The 16047-nt window shown below is 52.8% G+C and carries 15 protein-coding genes; 13 read left to right on the top strand and 2 right to left on the bottom strand.

Annotated elements, in window-relative coordinates:
• Window positions 1–4: 4 nt before the first annotated feature.
• From cobK to AN963_RS24955, 12 genes are read left to right on the top strand one after another with little or no spacing between them, the layout of a single operon-like run.
• Window positions 5–778, top strand: a complete 774-nt coding sequence (gene cobK / locus AN963_RS25010) for a precorrin-6A reductase (protein WP_055747232.1) — start codon at window positions 5–7, stop codon at window positions 776–778.
• Between the two features lie 2 nt (window positions 779–780).
• The gene (locus tag AN963_RS25005) at window positions 781–1431 is read left to right on the top strand and encodes a precorrin-8X methylmutase (RefSeq protein WP_055747231.1); all 651 of its coding nucleotides are present in this window, start codon (window positions 781–783) and stop codon (window positions 1429–1431) included.
• A gap of 4 nt (window positions 1432–1435) precedes the next feature.
• Window positions 1436–2572: a cobalt-precorrin-5B (C(1))-methyltransferase gene (locus AN963_RS25000; RefSeq protein ID WP_055747230.1), complete on the top strand. Its 1137-nt coding sequence runs from the start codon at window positions 1436–1438 to the stop codon at window positions 2570–2572.
• Window positions 2535–3767: a bifunctional cobalt-precorrin-7 (C(5))-methyltransferase/cobalt-precorrin-6B (C(15))-methyltransferase gene (locus AN963_RS24995; RefSeq protein ID WP_055747229.1), complete on the top strand. Its 1233-nt coding sequence runs from the start codon at window positions 2535–2537 to the stop codon at window positions 3765–3767. Before AN963_RS25000 ends, AN963_RS24995 begins: the two co-directional genes overlap by 38 nt.
• Window positions 3764–4480, top strand: coding sequence for a precorrin-2 C(20)-methyltransferase (gene cobI, locus AN963_RS24990; RefSeq protein WP_055747228.1), 717 nt, complete (start codon window positions 3764–3766; stop codon window positions 4478–4480). Before AN963_RS24995 ends, cobI begins: the two co-directional genes overlap by 4 nt.
• The gene (gene cobM / locus AN963_RS24985) at window positions 4477–5256 is read left to right on the top strand and encodes a precorrin-4 C(11)-methyltransferase (RefSeq protein WP_055747227.1); all 780 of its coding nucleotides are present in this window, start codon (window positions 4477–4479) and stop codon (window positions 5254–5256) included. Before cobI ends, cobM begins: the two co-directional genes overlap by 4 nt.
• On the top strand, window positions 5256–6398 hold the full coding sequence (locus AN963_RS24980) for a cobalt-precorrin 5A hydrolase (RefSeq protein ID WP_055747226.1): 1143 nt from the start codon (window positions 5256–5258) through the stop codon (window positions 6396–6398). The genes cobM and AN963_RS24980 overlap by 1 nt, the downstream gene beginning before the upstream one ends.
• On the top strand, window positions 6395–7792 hold the full coding sequence (locus AN963_RS24975; RefSeq protein ID WP_055747225.1) for a cobyrinate a,c-diamide synthase: 1398 nt from the start codon (window positions 6395–6397) through the stop codon (window positions 7790–7792). Before AN963_RS24980 ends, AN963_RS24975 begins: the two co-directional genes overlap by 4 nt.
• Window positions 7785–9305: a cobyric acid synthase gene (locus AN963_RS24970; protein ID WP_055747224.1), complete on the top strand. Its 1521-nt coding sequence runs from the start codon at window positions 7785–7787 to the stop codon at window positions 9303–9305. The genes AN963_RS24975 and AN963_RS24970 overlap by 8 nt, the downstream gene beginning before the upstream one ends.
• Complete coding sequence (gene cobT, locus AN963_RS24965; RefSeq protein ID WP_055747223.1) at window positions 9302–10351, top strand: nicotinate-nucleotide--dimethylbenzimidazole phosphoribosyltransferase; 1050 nt, start codon at window positions 9302–9304, stop codon at window positions 10349–10351. The genes AN963_RS24970 and cobT overlap by 4 nt, the downstream gene beginning before the upstream one ends.
• Window positions 10348–11136, top strand: coding sequence for a uroporphyrinogen-III C-methyltransferase (gene cobA, locus AN963_RS24960; protein WP_055747222.1), 789 nt, complete (start codon window positions 10348–10350; stop codon window positions 11134–11136). The genes cobT and cobA overlap by 4 nt, the downstream gene beginning before the upstream one ends.
• A 39-nt stretch (window positions 11137–11175) precedes the next feature.
• Window positions 11176–11820, top strand: a complete 645-nt coding sequence (locus AN963_RS24955; protein WP_055747221.1) for a precorrin-2 dehydrogenase/sirohydrochlorin ferrochelatase family protein — start codon at window positions 11176–11178, stop codon at window positions 11818–11820.
• 228 nt (window positions 11821–12048) lie between these two features.
• Here the strand turns inward: AN963_RS24955 and AN963_RS24950 are convergent, their stop codons facing one another.
• Window positions 12049–12510, bottom strand: a complete 462-nt coding sequence (locus AN963_RS24950; protein WP_055747220.1) for an SRPBCC family protein — start codon at window positions 12508–12510, stop codon at window positions 12049–12051.
• A complete protein-coding gene (locus AN963_RS24945) occupies window positions 12507–12818 on the bottom strand; it encodes an ArsR/SmtB family transcription factor (RefSeq protein WP_083497102.1) in 312 nt (103 codons plus the stop codon). The genes AN963_RS24950 and AN963_RS24945 overlap by 4 nt, the downstream gene beginning before the upstream one ends.
• 135 nt (window positions 12819–12953) lie before the next feature.
• Here AN963_RS24945 and AN963_RS24940 point away from each other — a divergent pair, with 135 nt between their 5' ends.
• Entirely contained in the window at window positions 12954–16022 is a 3069-nt protein-coding gene (locus AN963_RS24940) for a hybrid sensor histidine kinase/response regulator (RefSeq protein WP_055747219.1), read from the top strand.
• Window positions 16023–16047 lie beyond the last annotated feature (25 nt).

Raw genomic sequence — 16047 nt, 5'->3', positions numbered from 1 at the left:
CCACATGATTCTTGTATTGGCTGGAACGAGCGATGCACGTGAGCTGGCATTGCTGATTCAACAAGCGGGCTATGATCTGCTCACGACGGTAGTAACTGACAACGCCGCCAAAAGCATGGAGGAAGCAGGAGTTCCTGTCCAGGTAGGTCGCTTGACCGCTGAAGATATTCAAAAGCTGATTGCCGCAAAAGGGGTGCAGGCTGTGGTGGATGCGAGTCATCCGTTCGCAGAGGAAGCTTCGAAAAATGCGATGGCAGCAGCAAAGGCAGCAGAAGTCCCCTACATCCGCTACGAGCGGGAGAGTCTCTCCGCACCCGGCAGCGAAAAGCTGATCGTGGTAGAAGACTATGTACAGGCGGCTGAATTGGCAGCAGACAAGCGCGGTGTGATCATGCTGACGACAGGGAGTAAGACGTTGAAAATATTTACAGACCGTTTACTGGGTCTGTCTGATACGACGCTGGTTGCAAGAATGCTACCACGCATCGACAACATGCAAAAATGCGAAGAGCTGGGCCTCGAGCAGAAAAACATCGTAGCGATGCAAGGGCCATTTTCCAAAGAACTGAACAAGGCTCTCTACGACCATTACGGCGTGACGCTGATGATTACCAAAGAGAGCGGCAAGGTAGGCGCTTTTGATGAAAAAGTGGAGGCGGCCCTCGAAATGGGGATCGAAACGATCGTCATCGGTCGTCCACAAATCGATTACGGTACCAAGTTTTCCAATTACGAGAACGTGCTCGACCAATTGAAACAAGTGACAGGAGGAAACTAACGATGGATTTTCGTACGGATTTCAAACCCTTAACGGTGCAACCGCAAGAAATTGAGGACTTGAGCTTCCAGATGATCGCCGACGAGCTGGGCGAGCATCCGTTTACAGACGAGCAATTTCCAGTGGTACAACGCGTCATCCACGCTTCTGCAGATTTTGACCTCGGACGCAGTCTGGTATTCCACAAGGATGCGATTGAAGCGGGAATTGCCGCTATTCGCAGCGGGAAAAAGGTCGTAGCAGACGTACAGATGGTACAAGTAGGGATCAGTAAAAACCGCATCGAGAAATATGGGGGAGAAGTAAAAGTATACATCTCCGACCGCGATGTCATGGAAGAAGCAAAGCGCCTCAACACGACCCGTGCCATTATCTCCATGCGCAAGGCGATCAAGGAAGCGGACGGCGGCATTTACTGCATCGGCAACGCGCCGACAGCTTTGCTCGAGCTGATCCGACTGGTCAAAGAAGGCGAAGCGAGACCAGGTCTCGTGATCGGGATGCCGGTAGGATTCGTTTCTGCGGCAGAATCCAAAGAAGAGCTGGCGAAAATGGACATCCCATTTATCACCAACATCGGACGAAAAGGCGGCAGTACAGTAACCGTAGCGGCGCTGAATGCGATCTCCATCATGGCGGAACGGTTGGGATAAACCCATGGCGACCAAAGCAGCGACGGACGAAAAAGAGGCAAAACCCCTTCGCCATGGTTATACAACTGGATCTTGTGCAACGGCGACAACAAAGGCTGCTTTGATCGCGCTGATCACCCAGGAGACGCAGAGTGAAGCGACGATCCGGCTGCCCATTGGTGAGATCGTGACTTTTCAGATGGAGAGCTGCGAGTTCACTCTGGAAAAGGCGACTGCAAGCACGATCAAGGACGGGGGAGACGACCCGGATGCGACTCACGGTGCCTTGATTCTCAGCACGGTGGAGTGGCTGGATGAGCCAGGCATCGTACTGGACGGTGGACTCGGGGTAGGTAGGGTGACCAAGCCCGGCCTACCTGTCCCGATCGGGGAGGCGGCAATCAATCCCGTCCCGCGTAAAATGATCAGGGAAGCAGCCCAAGATGTCCTGAATCAGTTCGAGATCGAGCGAGGAATCAAGATCGTGATCTCCGTTCCCACGGGTGAAGAGATCGCGAAAAAAACATTGAATGGAAGACTCGGCATACTCGGTGGCATCTCCATTTTGGGGACGCGCGGAATCGTGGTGCCGTTTTCCACCTCTGCCTACAAGGCTAGTGTGGCGCAAGCTGTCAATGTCGCCAAGGAAGCAGGATGTGAACATATCGTCCTTTCAACAGGAGGCAAGACCGAGAACTACGGAATTGAAATGTACCCGCAGCTTTCGGAGGAAGCCTTTGTGGAGATGGGCGATTTCGTTGGTTTTTCCCTGCAACAATGCAAGCGTAAGAAGATGAAAAAGGTGACCCTCGTCGGGATGATGGGCAAATTCTCCAAGGTCGCGCAGGGTGTCATGATGGTCCATTCCAAAAGCGCTCCCGTCGACTTCGGCTTTCTCGCCCAGATGGCAGAGCAGGCTGGAGTATCCGAAGAGTTGCTGACGCAGATCAGAGAGGCCAATACGGCTTCACAGGTGGGCGATCTGATGGCAGACAATCCGGCGTTTTTCGAAATGATGTGTGAGAATTGCTGCCGAGCCGCCCTGAAGGAAGTAGGTGGCGGTATGGAAGTGGAGACCGTGATCATTACGATGAAAGGGTCCCTGTTGGGAAAGGTGACGATCAATGACACAGATGATGAAAGTGATCGGGATCGGGGATGACGGACAGCAGAGCTTGCTGCCGTTGTACCGTTCATGGATAGAAGAAAGTGAATTGCTGATAGGCGGGGAGAGACATCTTTCGTTTTTCCCGGAGTATAGAGGGGAAAAACGAGTCCTCAAGGGCGGACTCACCGCTATGGTAGAAGAATTGCGTGCAGAGACGAGAAAGACGGTCATTCTCGCGTCGGGCGACCCGCTTTTTTACGGTATCGGCGGCTTGCTCGCTAAAAAGTTGAACGTGGAAATCTACCCGCATCTGAGCTCTATTCAGCTTGCCTTCGCCAAAATGGGGGAAGCTTGGCACGATGCAGCGCTGATGAGCGTTCACGGTCGCAGTATCAAGGGCCTGGCGCAACGCATCGATGGCAAGGAAAAGGTGGCCTTATTAACAGACGCACAAAATAGCCCCGCAGCGATTGCGAATTACTTGCTCTCGTTCGGAATGACCGAGTACGACGCGTTTGTGGCAGAAAATCTGGGTAGTGCAGATGAGAAAACAGGCTGGTATACGCTAGACGAGATGGCAGACGGCGTCTTTTCCGACCTGAACGTCGTCATTCTCAAAAGGCGCCGCCAGAGTCCTGTCTGGCCATTTGGCATCGCAGACGAGGAGTTTTCCCAGCGTAAGCCGGACAAAGGCTTGATTACCAAAAAAGAAGTGCGCATCCTGAGCATTGCGCAGCTGCAGCTACATGCCAAGAGCATCATCTGGGACATCGGTACCTGCACGGGTTCTGTGGCGATTGAAGCGGCACGCATCGCAAGGGAAGGCGAAGTATATGGTGTCGAGAAAAATGCGGATGACCTAGAAAACTGCCGCCAGAATATGGCCAAGTTTCGCACGGATCTGACAGTGATCAACGCACGAGCGCCTCATGGGCTGGACCAATTTCCCGACCCGGATGCCGTATTCATCGGCGGCAGCGGCGGAGAGCTCCGTGAGCTATTAAACATTTGCTGCACCCGACTCCGCTCAGGTGGACGTATTGTGGTCAACGCAGCTACCATCGAAACGCTGTATGAAGCGACGCAGGCTTTTGCCGCAGAAGGCTTTGAAACGTCCGTCACACTCGCCCAGCTGTCGCGCAGCAAGCCGATTTTGTCACTGACACGCTTTGAAGCATTGAATCCGATCTACATCATTACAGCATGGGCCAAAAAGGTCGAGGAAGAAGAAGGAGGAGACAACAAGTGACAAAGATCGGAACCTTGTACGGACTGGGAGTAGGTCCCGGAGATCCGGAGTTGATTACAGTAAAGGCGTTTCGTTTGCTGCAGCAATCGCCGGTCATCGCCTACCCGAAAAAACGGATGGGAAGCAAAAGCTATGCCCATCAAATCGCGGAGCTGTATGTAAAACCGGCAACAGACAAGGAAATGCTCGGGCTCGTATTTCCGATGACGCGGGATCCGGAAATTTTGGAACGTGAATGGAACAACACCGTGGAGTTGGTCTGGGAGCGTCTCTCAGAGGGCAAGGACGTGGCGTTCGTCACAGAAGGCGATCCGATGTTCTACAGCACCTTTATCCATATGATGCGAGTGATGCAAGACGAGCACCCGGAAGTGTCGATCGTCACTGTTCCTGGTGTCTCTTCGTTCCTCGGTGCGGCTTCACGGTTTAATCTGCCGCTCGCGGATGGGGATGAGCAGATCGGGATTATCCCGGCAACAGAAGACAAGGAAGCGATGCGTCAGGCGATCGAAGCCCATGATTGCGTCATCTTCTTGAAAGTGGCAAAGGTGCTGCCGATGATTATCGGTCTGCTGAAAGAAATGAATCTGGTAGACAAAGCGGCTGTTGCTACCAAAGTGACCTCTTCAGAGGAAATGGTTTGGACGGATGTTCGGGAGCTGGAGCGAGCAGAGCTCAGCTATCTTACCTTGATGGTGGTGAAAAAATCATGAAGCTGTACATTGTAGGGGCAGGCCCAGGCGATCCTGATTTGATTACGGTAAAAGGCTTGAAGCTGTTGCAAAAGGCAGATGTGATTCTCTTTACGGATTCTCTCGTCAATGAGGATCTGGTAGCTTTGGGCAATCCAGACGCAGAGGTGCTGCAAAGCTCCGGCATGGCGTTGGAGGAAATGGTAGAGCTCATGGTAGATCGCGTCAATCAAGGAAAGCTGGTCGTACGTCTGCAAACAGGCGATCCGTCCGTCTACGGAGCGATTATGGAACAGATCGCGCTCCTGAAAGAGGCTGGCGTCGAAGTGGAGATCGTTCCAGGCGTGAGCTCGGTCTTTGCAGCAGCGGCAGCAGTCGGTGCTGAGCTGACGATTCCCGAGCTGACACAGACCTTGATTTTGACCCGTGCAGAAGGACGTACTCCTGTGCCAGAGCGTGAAAAGCTACGTGCCCTGGCGGAGCATCATAGCACACTGGCCCTTTATTTGAGTGCGACCCTGACAAAAAAAGTGGTGCGAGAGCTGGTGGAAGCTGGCTGGAGTGAGGATACTCCTGTCGCAGTCGTACAACGCGCGAGCTGGCCGGATCAGTTCATATTACGCACGACGCTGAAGAACCTCGACGAGGATATGGGAAAAAACGGAATCCGCAAGCATGCGATGATTTTGGCAGGATGGGCGCTGGACCCGCACATTCATGAGAAAAACGAGCAATACCGATCCAAACTTTATGACAAAACCTTCACGCACGGGTTCAGAAAAGGTGTGAAAGAGTAATGGTCATCGAACTGGTAGAAGGAGAAATCCCGGTCATCCAGCAGCGCGGAGAGTACGCGATCGTCGCGATCACCAAGCATGGTGTAGAGATGGCACGCGATCTCGCCCAGAAGTTTCCGGGGACGGATCTGTACTACATGAGCAAGTTTGCGCGGGGGGATGAAGAATCACGAGCCATCCAGCTATTCTCCAATAGCGTGCGGATGCTATTTCCCGCCCTCTGGCCTGCTTACAAAGGCTTGATCATCATCATTTCGTTGGGAGCGGTCGTGAGGATGATCGCCCCACTTCTAGAAGACAAAAAGAAAGATCCGGGCGTCGTCGTTGTGGATGACCGCGGAGAAAATGTCATTAGCGTCCTGTCCGGCCATCTCGGTGGAGCGAACGAGCTAGCACGTGAGGTAGCAGCAGTCATGGGAGCACGCCCGATCATCACGACGGCCTCTGACGTGCAAAAGACCATTCCGGTAGATTTGTTCGGACGCCGTTTTGGGTGGGAGTGGGATTCGGCTGACAAACTGACCCCGGTCAGTGCGTCGGTCGTAAATGAAGAGCGGGTGGCAGTCGTCAATGAGTCCGGGGAAAGGGACTGGTGGATGCACGATACCCCAATGCCTCCTTCGATCCAGGAGTACGAGACGATTGCTGATGCTCAGGCTGCTGAACCACAAGCAGCGCTGGTTGTCACGCATCGGTTGCTTTCGCAAGCAGAACAATCGATTCTGACCAACGGCGTGTTATATCGACCAAAGGTGATCGTGCTTGGCATGGGCTGCAACCGAGGGACATCAGCAGAGGAGATCGAAGCGGTGATCAAGGAGACGCTAGATGAGCTGCAATTCTCCATTAAGAGTGTAAAAGCTCTTGCCACCATCGAGCTGAAAAAGGACGAGGCGGGACTCATCGCTGTATGCGAAAAATACGGTTGGCCGTTTGTCTGGTACTCTCCGGAAGAGCTAAATCAGGTACAGATCGAGGACCCGTCTGACACGGTCTATAAGTATACGGGAGCCTATGGCGTGAGCGAGCCAGCCGTCAAACTGTACACTGGCGTGGACACATTGGCTCTGACCAAGAAAAAATCAGGGAATACCACCATATCCGTCGGCTTGATGCCGTATCGAGAGGAGGGGCGTGCATGAGTGAGAGCCGCCGTATCGTCATTGCCGGAACAGGCAGCGGGGCTGGAAAAACGACCGTCACCATCGGGCTGATGGCAGCACTGAAACGAAAAGGCTACATCGTGCAAGGGTTCAAATGCGGTCCTGATTACATCGACCCTACCTATCACACGGCAGTGACTGGTCGGGCATCGCGTAATCTGGACAGCTACATGCTTTCCCACGATACGGTCAAGGAGATCTTCGTCCGGGGATCGGCAGGTGCGGACATTTCTATCATTGAGGGCGTCATGGGGATGTATGATGGCAAGGAAGCGACCAGCGACAAGGGGAGCACGGCCGAAATCAGCATTTTGACAGGCTCTCCCGTCCTGCTCGTAGTCAATTGCCAGAGCATGGCACGCAGTGCGGCAGCTATCGTGAAAGGCTTTCAGCTACTCAATCCCGCGGCACGCATCGTCGGAGTCATCGCAAACAAGGTCGGGAGTGAAGGACACCATAAAATCGTCAAGGCAGCTATCGAGCAGGAGTGCGGCATACCCGTCGTAGGTTACCTGAAGCGGGAAAACGAGCTGGAGATTCCGGAGCGACATCTCGGATTGGTTCCATCCGTAGAGCGTGGTGAACTGACACCGTTGTTTGACAAGCTGGCCGATCTGATTGGCGATACGGTCGACCTAGAGCTGATCTGGGAGCTGGCAAAAGCTGAGACATTGCAGGCGGAGGCAAAGCTGTTTGCGGTCACAGGTGTACCCGAGCGCGTGACAGGCACACAACCTCGTGTGACCATAGCCGTGGCAAAGGATCCTGCGTTCCATTTTTACTATCCGGAAAATTTGGAGCTGTTGGAAGCGTACGGCGCCAAGCTGCGTTTCTTTTCGCCACTCGCGGGTGAGACAGTGCCAGCGGAGGCGGATGGTTTGTATATCGGTGGAGGCTTCCCCGAGGAGTTTGCATCCGAGCTCTCGCAGAATCAAGCGGTATTGGAGTCATTCCGAGCAGCGATCAAGAGCGGGCTGCCGACACTGGCAGAGTGCGGCGGATTCATGTTTTTGACAGAAGCCATCGTCACGACAGAAGGCGACAGCTATCCGATGGTCGGACTCATCCCGGGCAAAGTGACGATGCAAAAGAAGCTCGCGGCACTGGGCTATCGAGAGGTACGTGGAAAAGAAGGGAACTTCCTGCTCGGAACAGAGGAACAAGCAAAAGGGCACGAATTCCATTACTCCACCTATGCCACAGATGCAGAACTGCCGCATGCCTATGAGACCAAAGGCTTGCGCGGGACCAAGCCGGAGGGCTACGCTACCGAGAATTTGGTTGCAGGCTATACGCACCTGCACTTTGGCTCGAATCCAGAATTGGTGAAACGCTGGATCGAACGCTGCGTGGAGGTGGGCGCGCGTGCCTAAAGCCCTCCCGTTGATGATTCAGGGAACGAGCTCAGACGCGGGGAAAAGCGCGATTGCCACGGCCTTTTGCCGGATTTTCGCGCAGGCTGGGCACAAGACAGCTCCGTTCAAATCGCAAAACATGGCGCTCAACTCGTACGTGACGATCGACGGAAAGGAAATCGGGCGAGCACAGGGCGTTCAGGCAGAGGCAGCAGGAGTTCTTGCTACGACGGACATGAATCCGATCCTGATCAAGCCGACCCGGGATTCCGAGTCGCAGATCGTCGTCAACGGGGAACCCTACAAAAATATGAAAGCGATGGCCTACCGGAAGGAGTTTTTCGACGAAGGGCTGCGAATTATCGGGGAGTCGTATTCGCGACTGGCAGATGCCTACGAGCGGATCGTCATCGAGGGAGCAGGCAGCCCAGCAGAGATCAACTTGAACGACCGCGAGCTGGTCAATATGCGAGTCGCTCGCTTGACCAATGCTCCCGTCATTTTGGTGGCAGATATCGAGCGTGGTGGTGTGTTTGCCAGCTTGGTAGGGACTTTGCAATTGCTGGAGCCGCAAGATCGGGATCGTGTAATCGGCGTGATCATCAATCGGTTTCGTGGGGATGTGACGCTTCTTGAACCGGGGCTGAACTGGTTTGAGGAGTACACAGGGAAGCCCGTGCTTGGGGTCGTCCCCTTTATTCCTGATTTGTGGATCGATGCCGAGGACTCACTCATTTTGCATCGGTACCAAGGACAACGAGAGACACCACGTGACATCGACATTGCCGTGTTGCGCTACCCACGTATTTCCAATTTTACGGACGTGGACCCGTTTTTTGTGGAGCCGGATTGCCGCATGAGGTTTGTGACTCGACTGGAGGAGCTGGGAGAACCGGATCTGATCATCCTGCCAGGAAGCAAAAATACATTGGAAGACTTGCAGTTTTTACGAGAAACCGGACTGGCAGATCGTATCCAGGAGCTCCATCGCGAAGGTAAAACCTACGTGATCGGACTGTGTGGCGGCTATCAAATGCTGGGCGAGTCAATCCACGATCCTGATGGTGTGGAGTCACCGTTACGAGAGCTGGTAGGGCTTGGCTTGATCCCGATGGTGACGACGATGGAACCTCGAAAGACGACCGTACTCTCGCGTGGTACAGCTAGTTTTGCAGGGGGACAGCTGGTTTTGGAAGGCTACGAGATTCACATGGGGCAATCGGTCTACACAGAGAACGACGCACCATTTATTCAGCTAGAAGATCGCTCAGATGGCTATTGTGCAGAGGACCGAAAACTGATCGGGACGTATTTTCACGGTCTGTTCCACAATGACGATTTTCGAACTCTTCTGCTCAACGCGATTCGGACAAAGAAAGGTCTGGTGCCGCTAGCGGATCGCCCATCCTTTGTCGCCCTTCGGGAGCAAGGGTACGATTTATTGGCCGACACCGTTCGCCAGCATGTAAAAGTAGAGGTTATCGAAGAGCAAATGCGGCTTTACCAGGAAAACGAGGTGCATGTAAGATGAAAGACTTGGAAAAACAACTCGGCAGGATCGAACCGCTCCATCAGGAAGCGGCAGAGCAAACAAGACAGCACGTCGACCAGTTGACAAAACCGCTCGGGAGCTTGGGGCGCTTAGAAACTCTGGCAGTCGAATTGGCTGCCATGACAGGAGAGGCGTTCCCAGTCGTAAGCCCACCTGGAATCATCGTATTTGCCGCGGATCACGGCGTAGCTACGGAAGGCGTATCCGCTTATCCGCAGGAAGTTACGGCGCAAATGCTGCTGAACTTGACGCATGGCGGAGCAGGGATCAATGTTTTCGCCCGTCAGATCGGTGCCTTGCAAAAGTTCGTGGATGTTGGTGTAGCGGTAGAGGTAGACGCTCCTGGCGTATGCAAAAAGCGCATCAGGGCTGCTTCGGGTAATATTCTCCGCGAAGCCGCCATGTCCCGTGAAGAGGCAAAGCGCTCCATTCAGATCGGGGTGGAGTCCGCACAGGAGATTGTGGCCGATGGAGCCAAAGTTCTGATTGTCGGGGAAGTGGGCATCGGCAATACAACAGCTAGCAGCGCTATCCTGTCTGCTTTGACTGAGGCCGACCCGGATGAAATCGTGGGACGCGGAACAGGGCTGACGGATGAGGGCTGGCAACGCAAAAAAGCGGTGGTGAGAGAAGCGCTCGCCCTGCATCGCCCAGATGCTGCCGACCCAATCGACGTTCTGGCTAAAGTAGGCGGGATGGAGATCGGTGCAATGGCTGGGGCAATCCTCGGAGCTGCATCGCGCCGTGTTCCGGTTCTGTTGGACGGATTCATCGCTACGGTAGCTGCTCTTTTGGCGGTACGGCTTCAACCGACAGTAGCGGACTATCTCATTGCGGGACATCGTTCGCAGGAACCAGGCCATGCCTTTGTGCTGAAGACGCTTGGCAAGGAACCGCTGCTCGATCTGAATCTGCGACTTGGTGAAGGAAGCGGCGCAGCTCTTGCGTTCCCGATCATCGAAGCTTCGACCCGAATGGTGCGAGAGATGGCGACCTTTGCGTCGGCAGGGGTAAGTGATCGATGAGCCGGGCAGGGAAAGTATACTTGGTCGGAGCAGGTCCGGGAGATCCCAAGCTGATTACGGTTAAAGGGCTGGAATGTCTGCAACAGGCAGATGTGATCATCTACGATCGACTGGCGAATCCCGCGCTGTTGGAGTATGCACCGAAGACGGCAGAGCGCATTTATTGCGGCAAGCTACCGGATAACCATACGTTGCAACAAGAAAAAATCAACGAGCTTCTCGCTGAAAAGGCATTGGAAGGAAATGTCGTAGTGCGATTGAAAGGCGGAGACCCGTGTGTGTTTGGTCGTGTGGGAGAAGAAGCGGAGCATTTGGCGGAGCGGGGAATTCCGTTTGAGATCGTGCCAGGTGTGACTGCCGGAATCGCTGCTCCTGCCTACGCAGGCATTCCTGTGACGCATCGGGAGCATGGCTCGTCCTATGCGGTCGTGACCGGACATTTGCGTGAAGACAAGCCAGAGCTGGCGACTGATAAATGGCGAGCTTTGGCCACGGGTATCGACACGGTTGCCTTTTACATGGGGGTGGCGAATTTGTCTCTCATTCGCACGCAGCTGATCAAGCATGGACGCGATCCACAGACACCCGTAGCGATCATTTCGTGGGGCACGCTGCCACAGCAGGTGACGTTGACGGGTACCTTGGAGAATATCGAGGAACGGATGGCTACGAACAGCCAGATCACGAATCCGGCGATTATCCTGGTAGGCGACGTGGTACAATTGCGGGACAAGATCAATTGGTTTGAAGGGGCGTTGGAGTCAGCAAACACCCCTGTTAGCTGACTGCAAGGCGTTCGAAGATAGCGAGAGGAGTGACGTGCAGTGCGCCACTACCCGATGATGGTCAATTTGCAACAAAAACGCTGTCTGGTCGTCGGTGGCGGGCAAGTGGCGGAGCGGAAAGTACGCAGCCTGCTCGAAGCGGGTGCCGAGGTTTCCGTCGTCGCTCCTTCATGTACCGAGCAGATCAAGGATTGGTCACAGGAAGGCAAGCTCTCCCTTCAGCAGCGTTCATTTGAACAGGCCGACGTTGTCCATGCGGTGCTGATCATTGCGGCGACGAGCGAGCCTGAGGTCAACCTGGCTGTATACGAGGCGTGCCAGTCGCACCAATGGATAAACATCGTAGATCGGCCCGAACTGTGCACCTTTACCGTTCCTGCCGTGGTCGAGCGCGGCGATATGCAGATCGCGATATCCACGGGAGGACAAAACCCCGGTCTCGCAAAAAAGATGCGGCGACAGCTGGAGGAATGGGTAGGCCCTGAGTACGGAGCTTACACGCAGTTTCTCGGAGAGATGCGACAGCGAATCCTCGGCTTGAAGTTGGGGGAACGAGAGAAGCGAGCGATTCTGGCTGAGCTGCTAGATGACCGCTTTTTGCTCTGGACGAGGAGCGGCGAGTTCGAGCGAAGGGATCAAGAGGCGGAGAAACTGCTGCAACGAAGTGACGCTAGCGATAACTAAAACAAAAGCTCTCACACATGGTGGGAGCTTTTTATCGTATCCTCGTACTCCCGATCGGCTTCCTTCACCCTAATAGAAAAAGGGAGCTTAGAAAAAGCCTACCGTCAGCAGTTTTGGGGTCCGCCACTCTGCTGATTGGATATTCGCGTACCACTCCGGAGCGTTGTCAGGGTTCGCTGCATAGGTAGAAACGACCTCCAAACATATAGGCTGTGATGCTTATACGAACTAGTTTTCATGCATCGGCGTTTCCGACCATGGATCGATTCCGGGATCTTGCCCTTGTCCCAACTGGTGAATGCGTGCCATGTAATGAGTCCAGCCATGTTGGTGGGAAGGAATTTCTTCCGCAGGCAAACCGGAATGGGTCAATACCAACAGGGTCCCGTTATCCTTCGGTGTCAGTCGGAATTCGAGTGTGCTTGATCCGGGAGGTACAACCTTTGATTTCTCCCACCCCCAAGCCATGACGATTTTCTCATAGGGGACGATCTCCACGTACTCGCCCATTGCAACGTCACTTCCGTTAATGTCAATGCGGTACTTTCCTCCGATTTTTGGCTCAAGCAGAACCTGTCTGCCCATCCAGCGGACTAATTTGTCTGGATCTGTAAAGAATGAGAACAAGGTTTCCGGACGAGCTTCAATAAAAATTTCTTTTACGATCTGTTCACTTTGCAAGGGAGTCATGATTTTCTCCTTTCTTCCTCTTCGGCTGCTTCTTTCAATCGCAATAAGCTGTCATCCCAGAAACGGTCGATGTACTGTTTCAATTCGGCGAATCCGTCCCTCCTCAATCGATAATACCGTTTGGTTCCTTCCCTGCGGACGACTACCAGTCCGGATTCTTCCAGAACCTTGAGATGCTGCGATACGGCTGGAGCAGAAATTTCAAAATGGGATGCAATGACGCTTGCGGCAAGCTCCCCGTCGCGGACGAGAGACAAGATCTCCCTCCGTCTAGGTTCAGCAATCGCTTGTATGGCTTTATCTATCATGTTTTTTATTTTAGTCCACGCTTAATTAAGTGTCAACTTAATAAAAAATCTAACCGTTTCTCTTCTGGATTTTTCCTTGACAACTCTTTTCCTACAGGGAAAATATGGAGTGGGAAAAAGAATGAGGGGGAGACAATGGCGAATAAAGGAAAATTGCTAATCATCTTCACCCTGTTTCTCTTCGTTATTGGTATTCGGCTGACTTGGGACTATATTTACAGCCCAACGGAAATGCCTGTGGCCAAGCAAGGGGTTCTGGACGCTAGAGGATGGGATTTCGCCAATAAAGGGACGATTGAGCTAGAGGGGGAATGGGAGTTTTATCGTGAGAAGTTGCTCCAAACCGATCAGCTTTCTGCGAAGGGCACTTCGCCGTTGATGGTTCATGTGCCAGGCGTGTGGGACAAGTATGTCAACGATCAGAAGGTCACATCGCTCGGTTACGGGACCTATCATGTAAAGCTGCTTTTGCCTGAAAGTAAGCAGAGCGTATGGGGTGTTCGGGTTTCGAATATACGCTCGTCGCATCTATTAGTTGTGAATGGACAAACCGTAGGACAGCAAGGGCAGCCATCGGCACAGTCCCAAGATGTGATTGCCCGAAATGTACCGTATCTTTCATTTGTAAACATTACAAGGCCAGAGGTGGACATCATCTTGCAGGTTGCCAATGTGGATTTTGCGGCAGGTGGCGGTGTATTTGATGGGATCTCGTTTGGCCCTGTTCAAGACATATTGGCGAGCAAACGTAGTTCCGAATATTTTGACGCGACTGCTGCCAGCGTGATCTTTTTATTTAGCGTCTACTTCTTTCTTCTGTACGCCTATAATCGTCGCTTCAAGGAGTTTATTTACTTCGCCCTGTCCAACTTTTTTGCAGCGCTATATATCTTTACACATCGTGAGCGTATAGCGCTCGACTGGTTCGACTTGTCCTACGATTGGGCGACGCGAATTCAGTTTATTTCAATGCTTGCTCTTGCTTTTAGCTATTCTTTATTCATGAAAAACATCGTGCTGAAAAAATCAAACGATACGGTAAGCAGAGTGCTGCTGACGATCATCCTGCTTTGCACAGGATCCGTTTTGCTACTGGAAGCAAAAGAATTTACCCATCTGCAAGGACTCTATATTTTCTTCTCCTGGATCACAGTCTTGTATCACTTCATCCAACTACTTCGTAGGGTGTGGCATAATCCTGCAAGTGTCATGTGGGTGGTCATCAGCACGTGCAGCCTCCTCTTCAACGGGGTATTTGAAAATCTGAGGTCTCTAGGCTGGATGCAGGACGACGGCTGGATTCCGCTGGAGATCATTGTGTTTGCCATGTCTCTGGCGATGCTGAGCACGCGGGGGTATTTTACTGCCTTGCAAAAAGCGGAGCAATTAACCGAGCAACTGCTGATGCTGGATAAAGCAAAGGATGAGTTCTTAGCGAATACATCGCATGAATTACGCACACCTCTCCATGCTACGTTGAACATCGTGCAGTCTGTGGTGGATGGTGGGGCAGGAGAGCTGAACGAGCGACAAAAAGCGGATTTGGAGCTTGTTATAGGCGTGGGGAAGCGCCTCACTCATTTGCTGGACGATCTTTTAGATATTTCACATCTACATGCGGGCATGGAAATAAAGCCGACCAGCCTCAAGGTACATGATGTGGTAGCGGTTGCCCTAGACGTGATGCGTTACATGACCGACGAGAGGTCAGTACGGCTTGTTAATCAGGTTCCTGAACAGTCAGTGCGGATCTGGGCGGATGAGCAGCGGTTTATGCAGATCGTCTTCAATTTGCTCTACAATGCGATTAAATTTACCCCAGCTGGAACCATTACAATCGAGGCCGAGCAAAAAGGCAGGATGGTCGAGATTCGTGTCAAAGATACTGGGATCGGGATTGAAGAAGAGCAGCAAAAAAGCATATTTGACATGTTCGAGCAAGGGGAGAGAGGAACCAGCAACGAAGGGAACGGGCTGGGACTTCATATTTGTAAAAAGCTTGTGGAACGACACGGGGGTGAGATTCGTGTCAGCTCCGTGGTCGGACAAGGCACGACATTCCTATTTACCATGCCTGTATCGAGTAGCCTTGAAGACGTCAGACACGTAGAAAGCACCGAACGATACTTTCTTCATTCCGTCGAGCGTTTGGTGGCCGCAACTACCGAATTGCAGTCATTACCATTCATGCCGCATTTTCCGCAACAGAAGGCGGAAGCAACCATTTTGCTGGTGGATGATGAGCCGACGAATCAATACGTGATGATGAAGCTGTTGGCGGTGGAGCCGTATCAGATAGTCACCGTGTCCAGTGGAAGGGAAGCAGTGGAGGCTTTGGAGAAACATCGGCATTGGGATCTCGTCATCCTCGATGTAATGATGCCACAGATGTCAGGGTACGAAGTGTGCCAACAAGTGCGAGAGATGTATTCATCCTCCGAGCTGCCTGTCCTGATGGTGACCGCACGCAGTCAGAGAGATGACCTGCTCGCTGGATTTGCGGCGGGAGCAAACGATTATATTACCAAGCCTGTCGAGGCACTCGAGCTCAGAGCACGGGTACGGACTCTCTTGAAAATGAAACAGTCTGTCAGCGAATTGATCGAGGCTGAGATGGCCTTTTTACGTTCGCAAATCAAGCCGCACTTCTTGTTCAATGCCTTGACGACGATATTAGCCGTTAGTCACAAGAATATTGAAATGGCGCAGGAACTGCTGCTCGATTTTAGTACGTATCTGCGGAACAGCTTTGACTTCGAACAACATGAGAAAGTGATTTCTATTCAAAGTGAGCTGGAGCTGGTAGACGCTTATCTCCATATCGAGCAGATCCGTTTCGGCGATCGACTGGATGTCATTTGTGAAGTGGAGGAAAGCATCACAGGCCTCATTCCTCCCTTGACCATTCAGCCGATCGTGGAAAATGCTATCCGCCATGGAGCGATGAAGGAATTGGATGGAGGAACGGTAAAACTCACTGTCGTTACTGAGGACGGAGATACTGTGGTAACTGTTGAAGACAATGGACCAGGGTTTGGGGCCAGCCTGGAAATTCAGCAGGAGACTCGAAAAGGAGTTGGATTGCGCAATATCGAAAGGCGGCTGCGAAATTTCGGCGGCACGCTGGAGGTTGAAAGCATACCGAATCAGGGAACCAAAGTGACGATTCGGATTTCACAGAGTGTGAACAACGCCGATAGATAAAACAGCTGCCTTGTGAGGGGCAGCT

Origin of the sequence: Brevibacillus choshinensis (genome assembly GCF_001420695.1) — a bacterium.
Lineage (GTDB): Bacteria > Bacillota > Bacilli > Brevibacillales > Brevibacillaceae > Brevibacillus > Brevibacillus choshinensis.
Note: the sequence above shows the minus strand (reverse complement) of the source record. Positions and strands in the feature narration are given on the sequence as shown.

Excerpts from the sequence above, each read along its gene's own strand:
- cobA (WP_055747222.1), top strand. The coding sequence starts at position 10,348 with ATGAGCCGGGCAGGGAAAGTATACTTGGTCGGAGCAGGTCCGGGAGAT.
- cobT (WP_055747223.1), top strand. The coding sequence starts at position 9,302 with ATGAAAGACTTGGAAAAACAACTCGGCAGGATCGAACCGCTCCATCAG.
- AN963_RS24950 (WP_055747220.1), bottom strand. The coding sequence starts at position 12,510 with ATGACTCCCTTGCAAAGTGAACAGATCGTAAAAGAAATTTTTATTGAA.
- AN963_RS24945 (WP_083497102.1), bottom strand. The coding sequence starts at position 12,818 with ATGATAGATAAAGCCATACAAGCGATTGCTGAACCTAGACGGAGGGAG.
- AN963_RS24980 (WP_055747226.1), top strand. The coding sequence starts at position 5,256 with ATGGTCATCGAACTGGTAGAAGGAGAAATCCCGGTCATCCAGCAGCGC.
- AN963_RS24995 (WP_055747229.1), top strand. The coding sequence starts at position 2,535 with ATGACACAGATGATGAAAGTGATCGGGATCGGGGATGACGGACAGCAG.
- cobM (WP_055747227.1), top strand. The coding sequence starts at position 4,477 with ATGAAGCTGTACATTGTAGGGGCAGGCCCAGGCGATCCTGATTTGATT.
- cobK (WP_055747232.1), top strand. The coding sequence starts at position 5 with ATGATTCTTGTATTGGCTGGAACGAGCGATGCACGTGAGCTGGCATTG.
- AN963_RS25005 (WP_055747231.1), top strand. The coding sequence starts at position 781 with ATGGATTTTCGTACGGATTTCAAACCCTTAACGGTGCAACCGCAAGAA.
- AN963_RS25000 (WP_055747230.1), top strand. The coding sequence starts at position 1,436 with ATGGCGACCAAAGCAGCGACGGACGAAAAAGAGGCAAAACCCCTTCGC.
- AN963_RS24975 (WP_055747225.1), top strand. The coding sequence starts at position 6,395 with ATGAGTGAGAGCCGCCGTATCGTCATTGCCGGAACAGGCAGCGGGGCT.
- AN963_RS24940 (WP_055747219.1), top strand. The coding sequence starts at position 12,954 with ATGGCGAATAAAGGAAAATTGCTAATCATCTTCACCCTGTTTCTCTTC.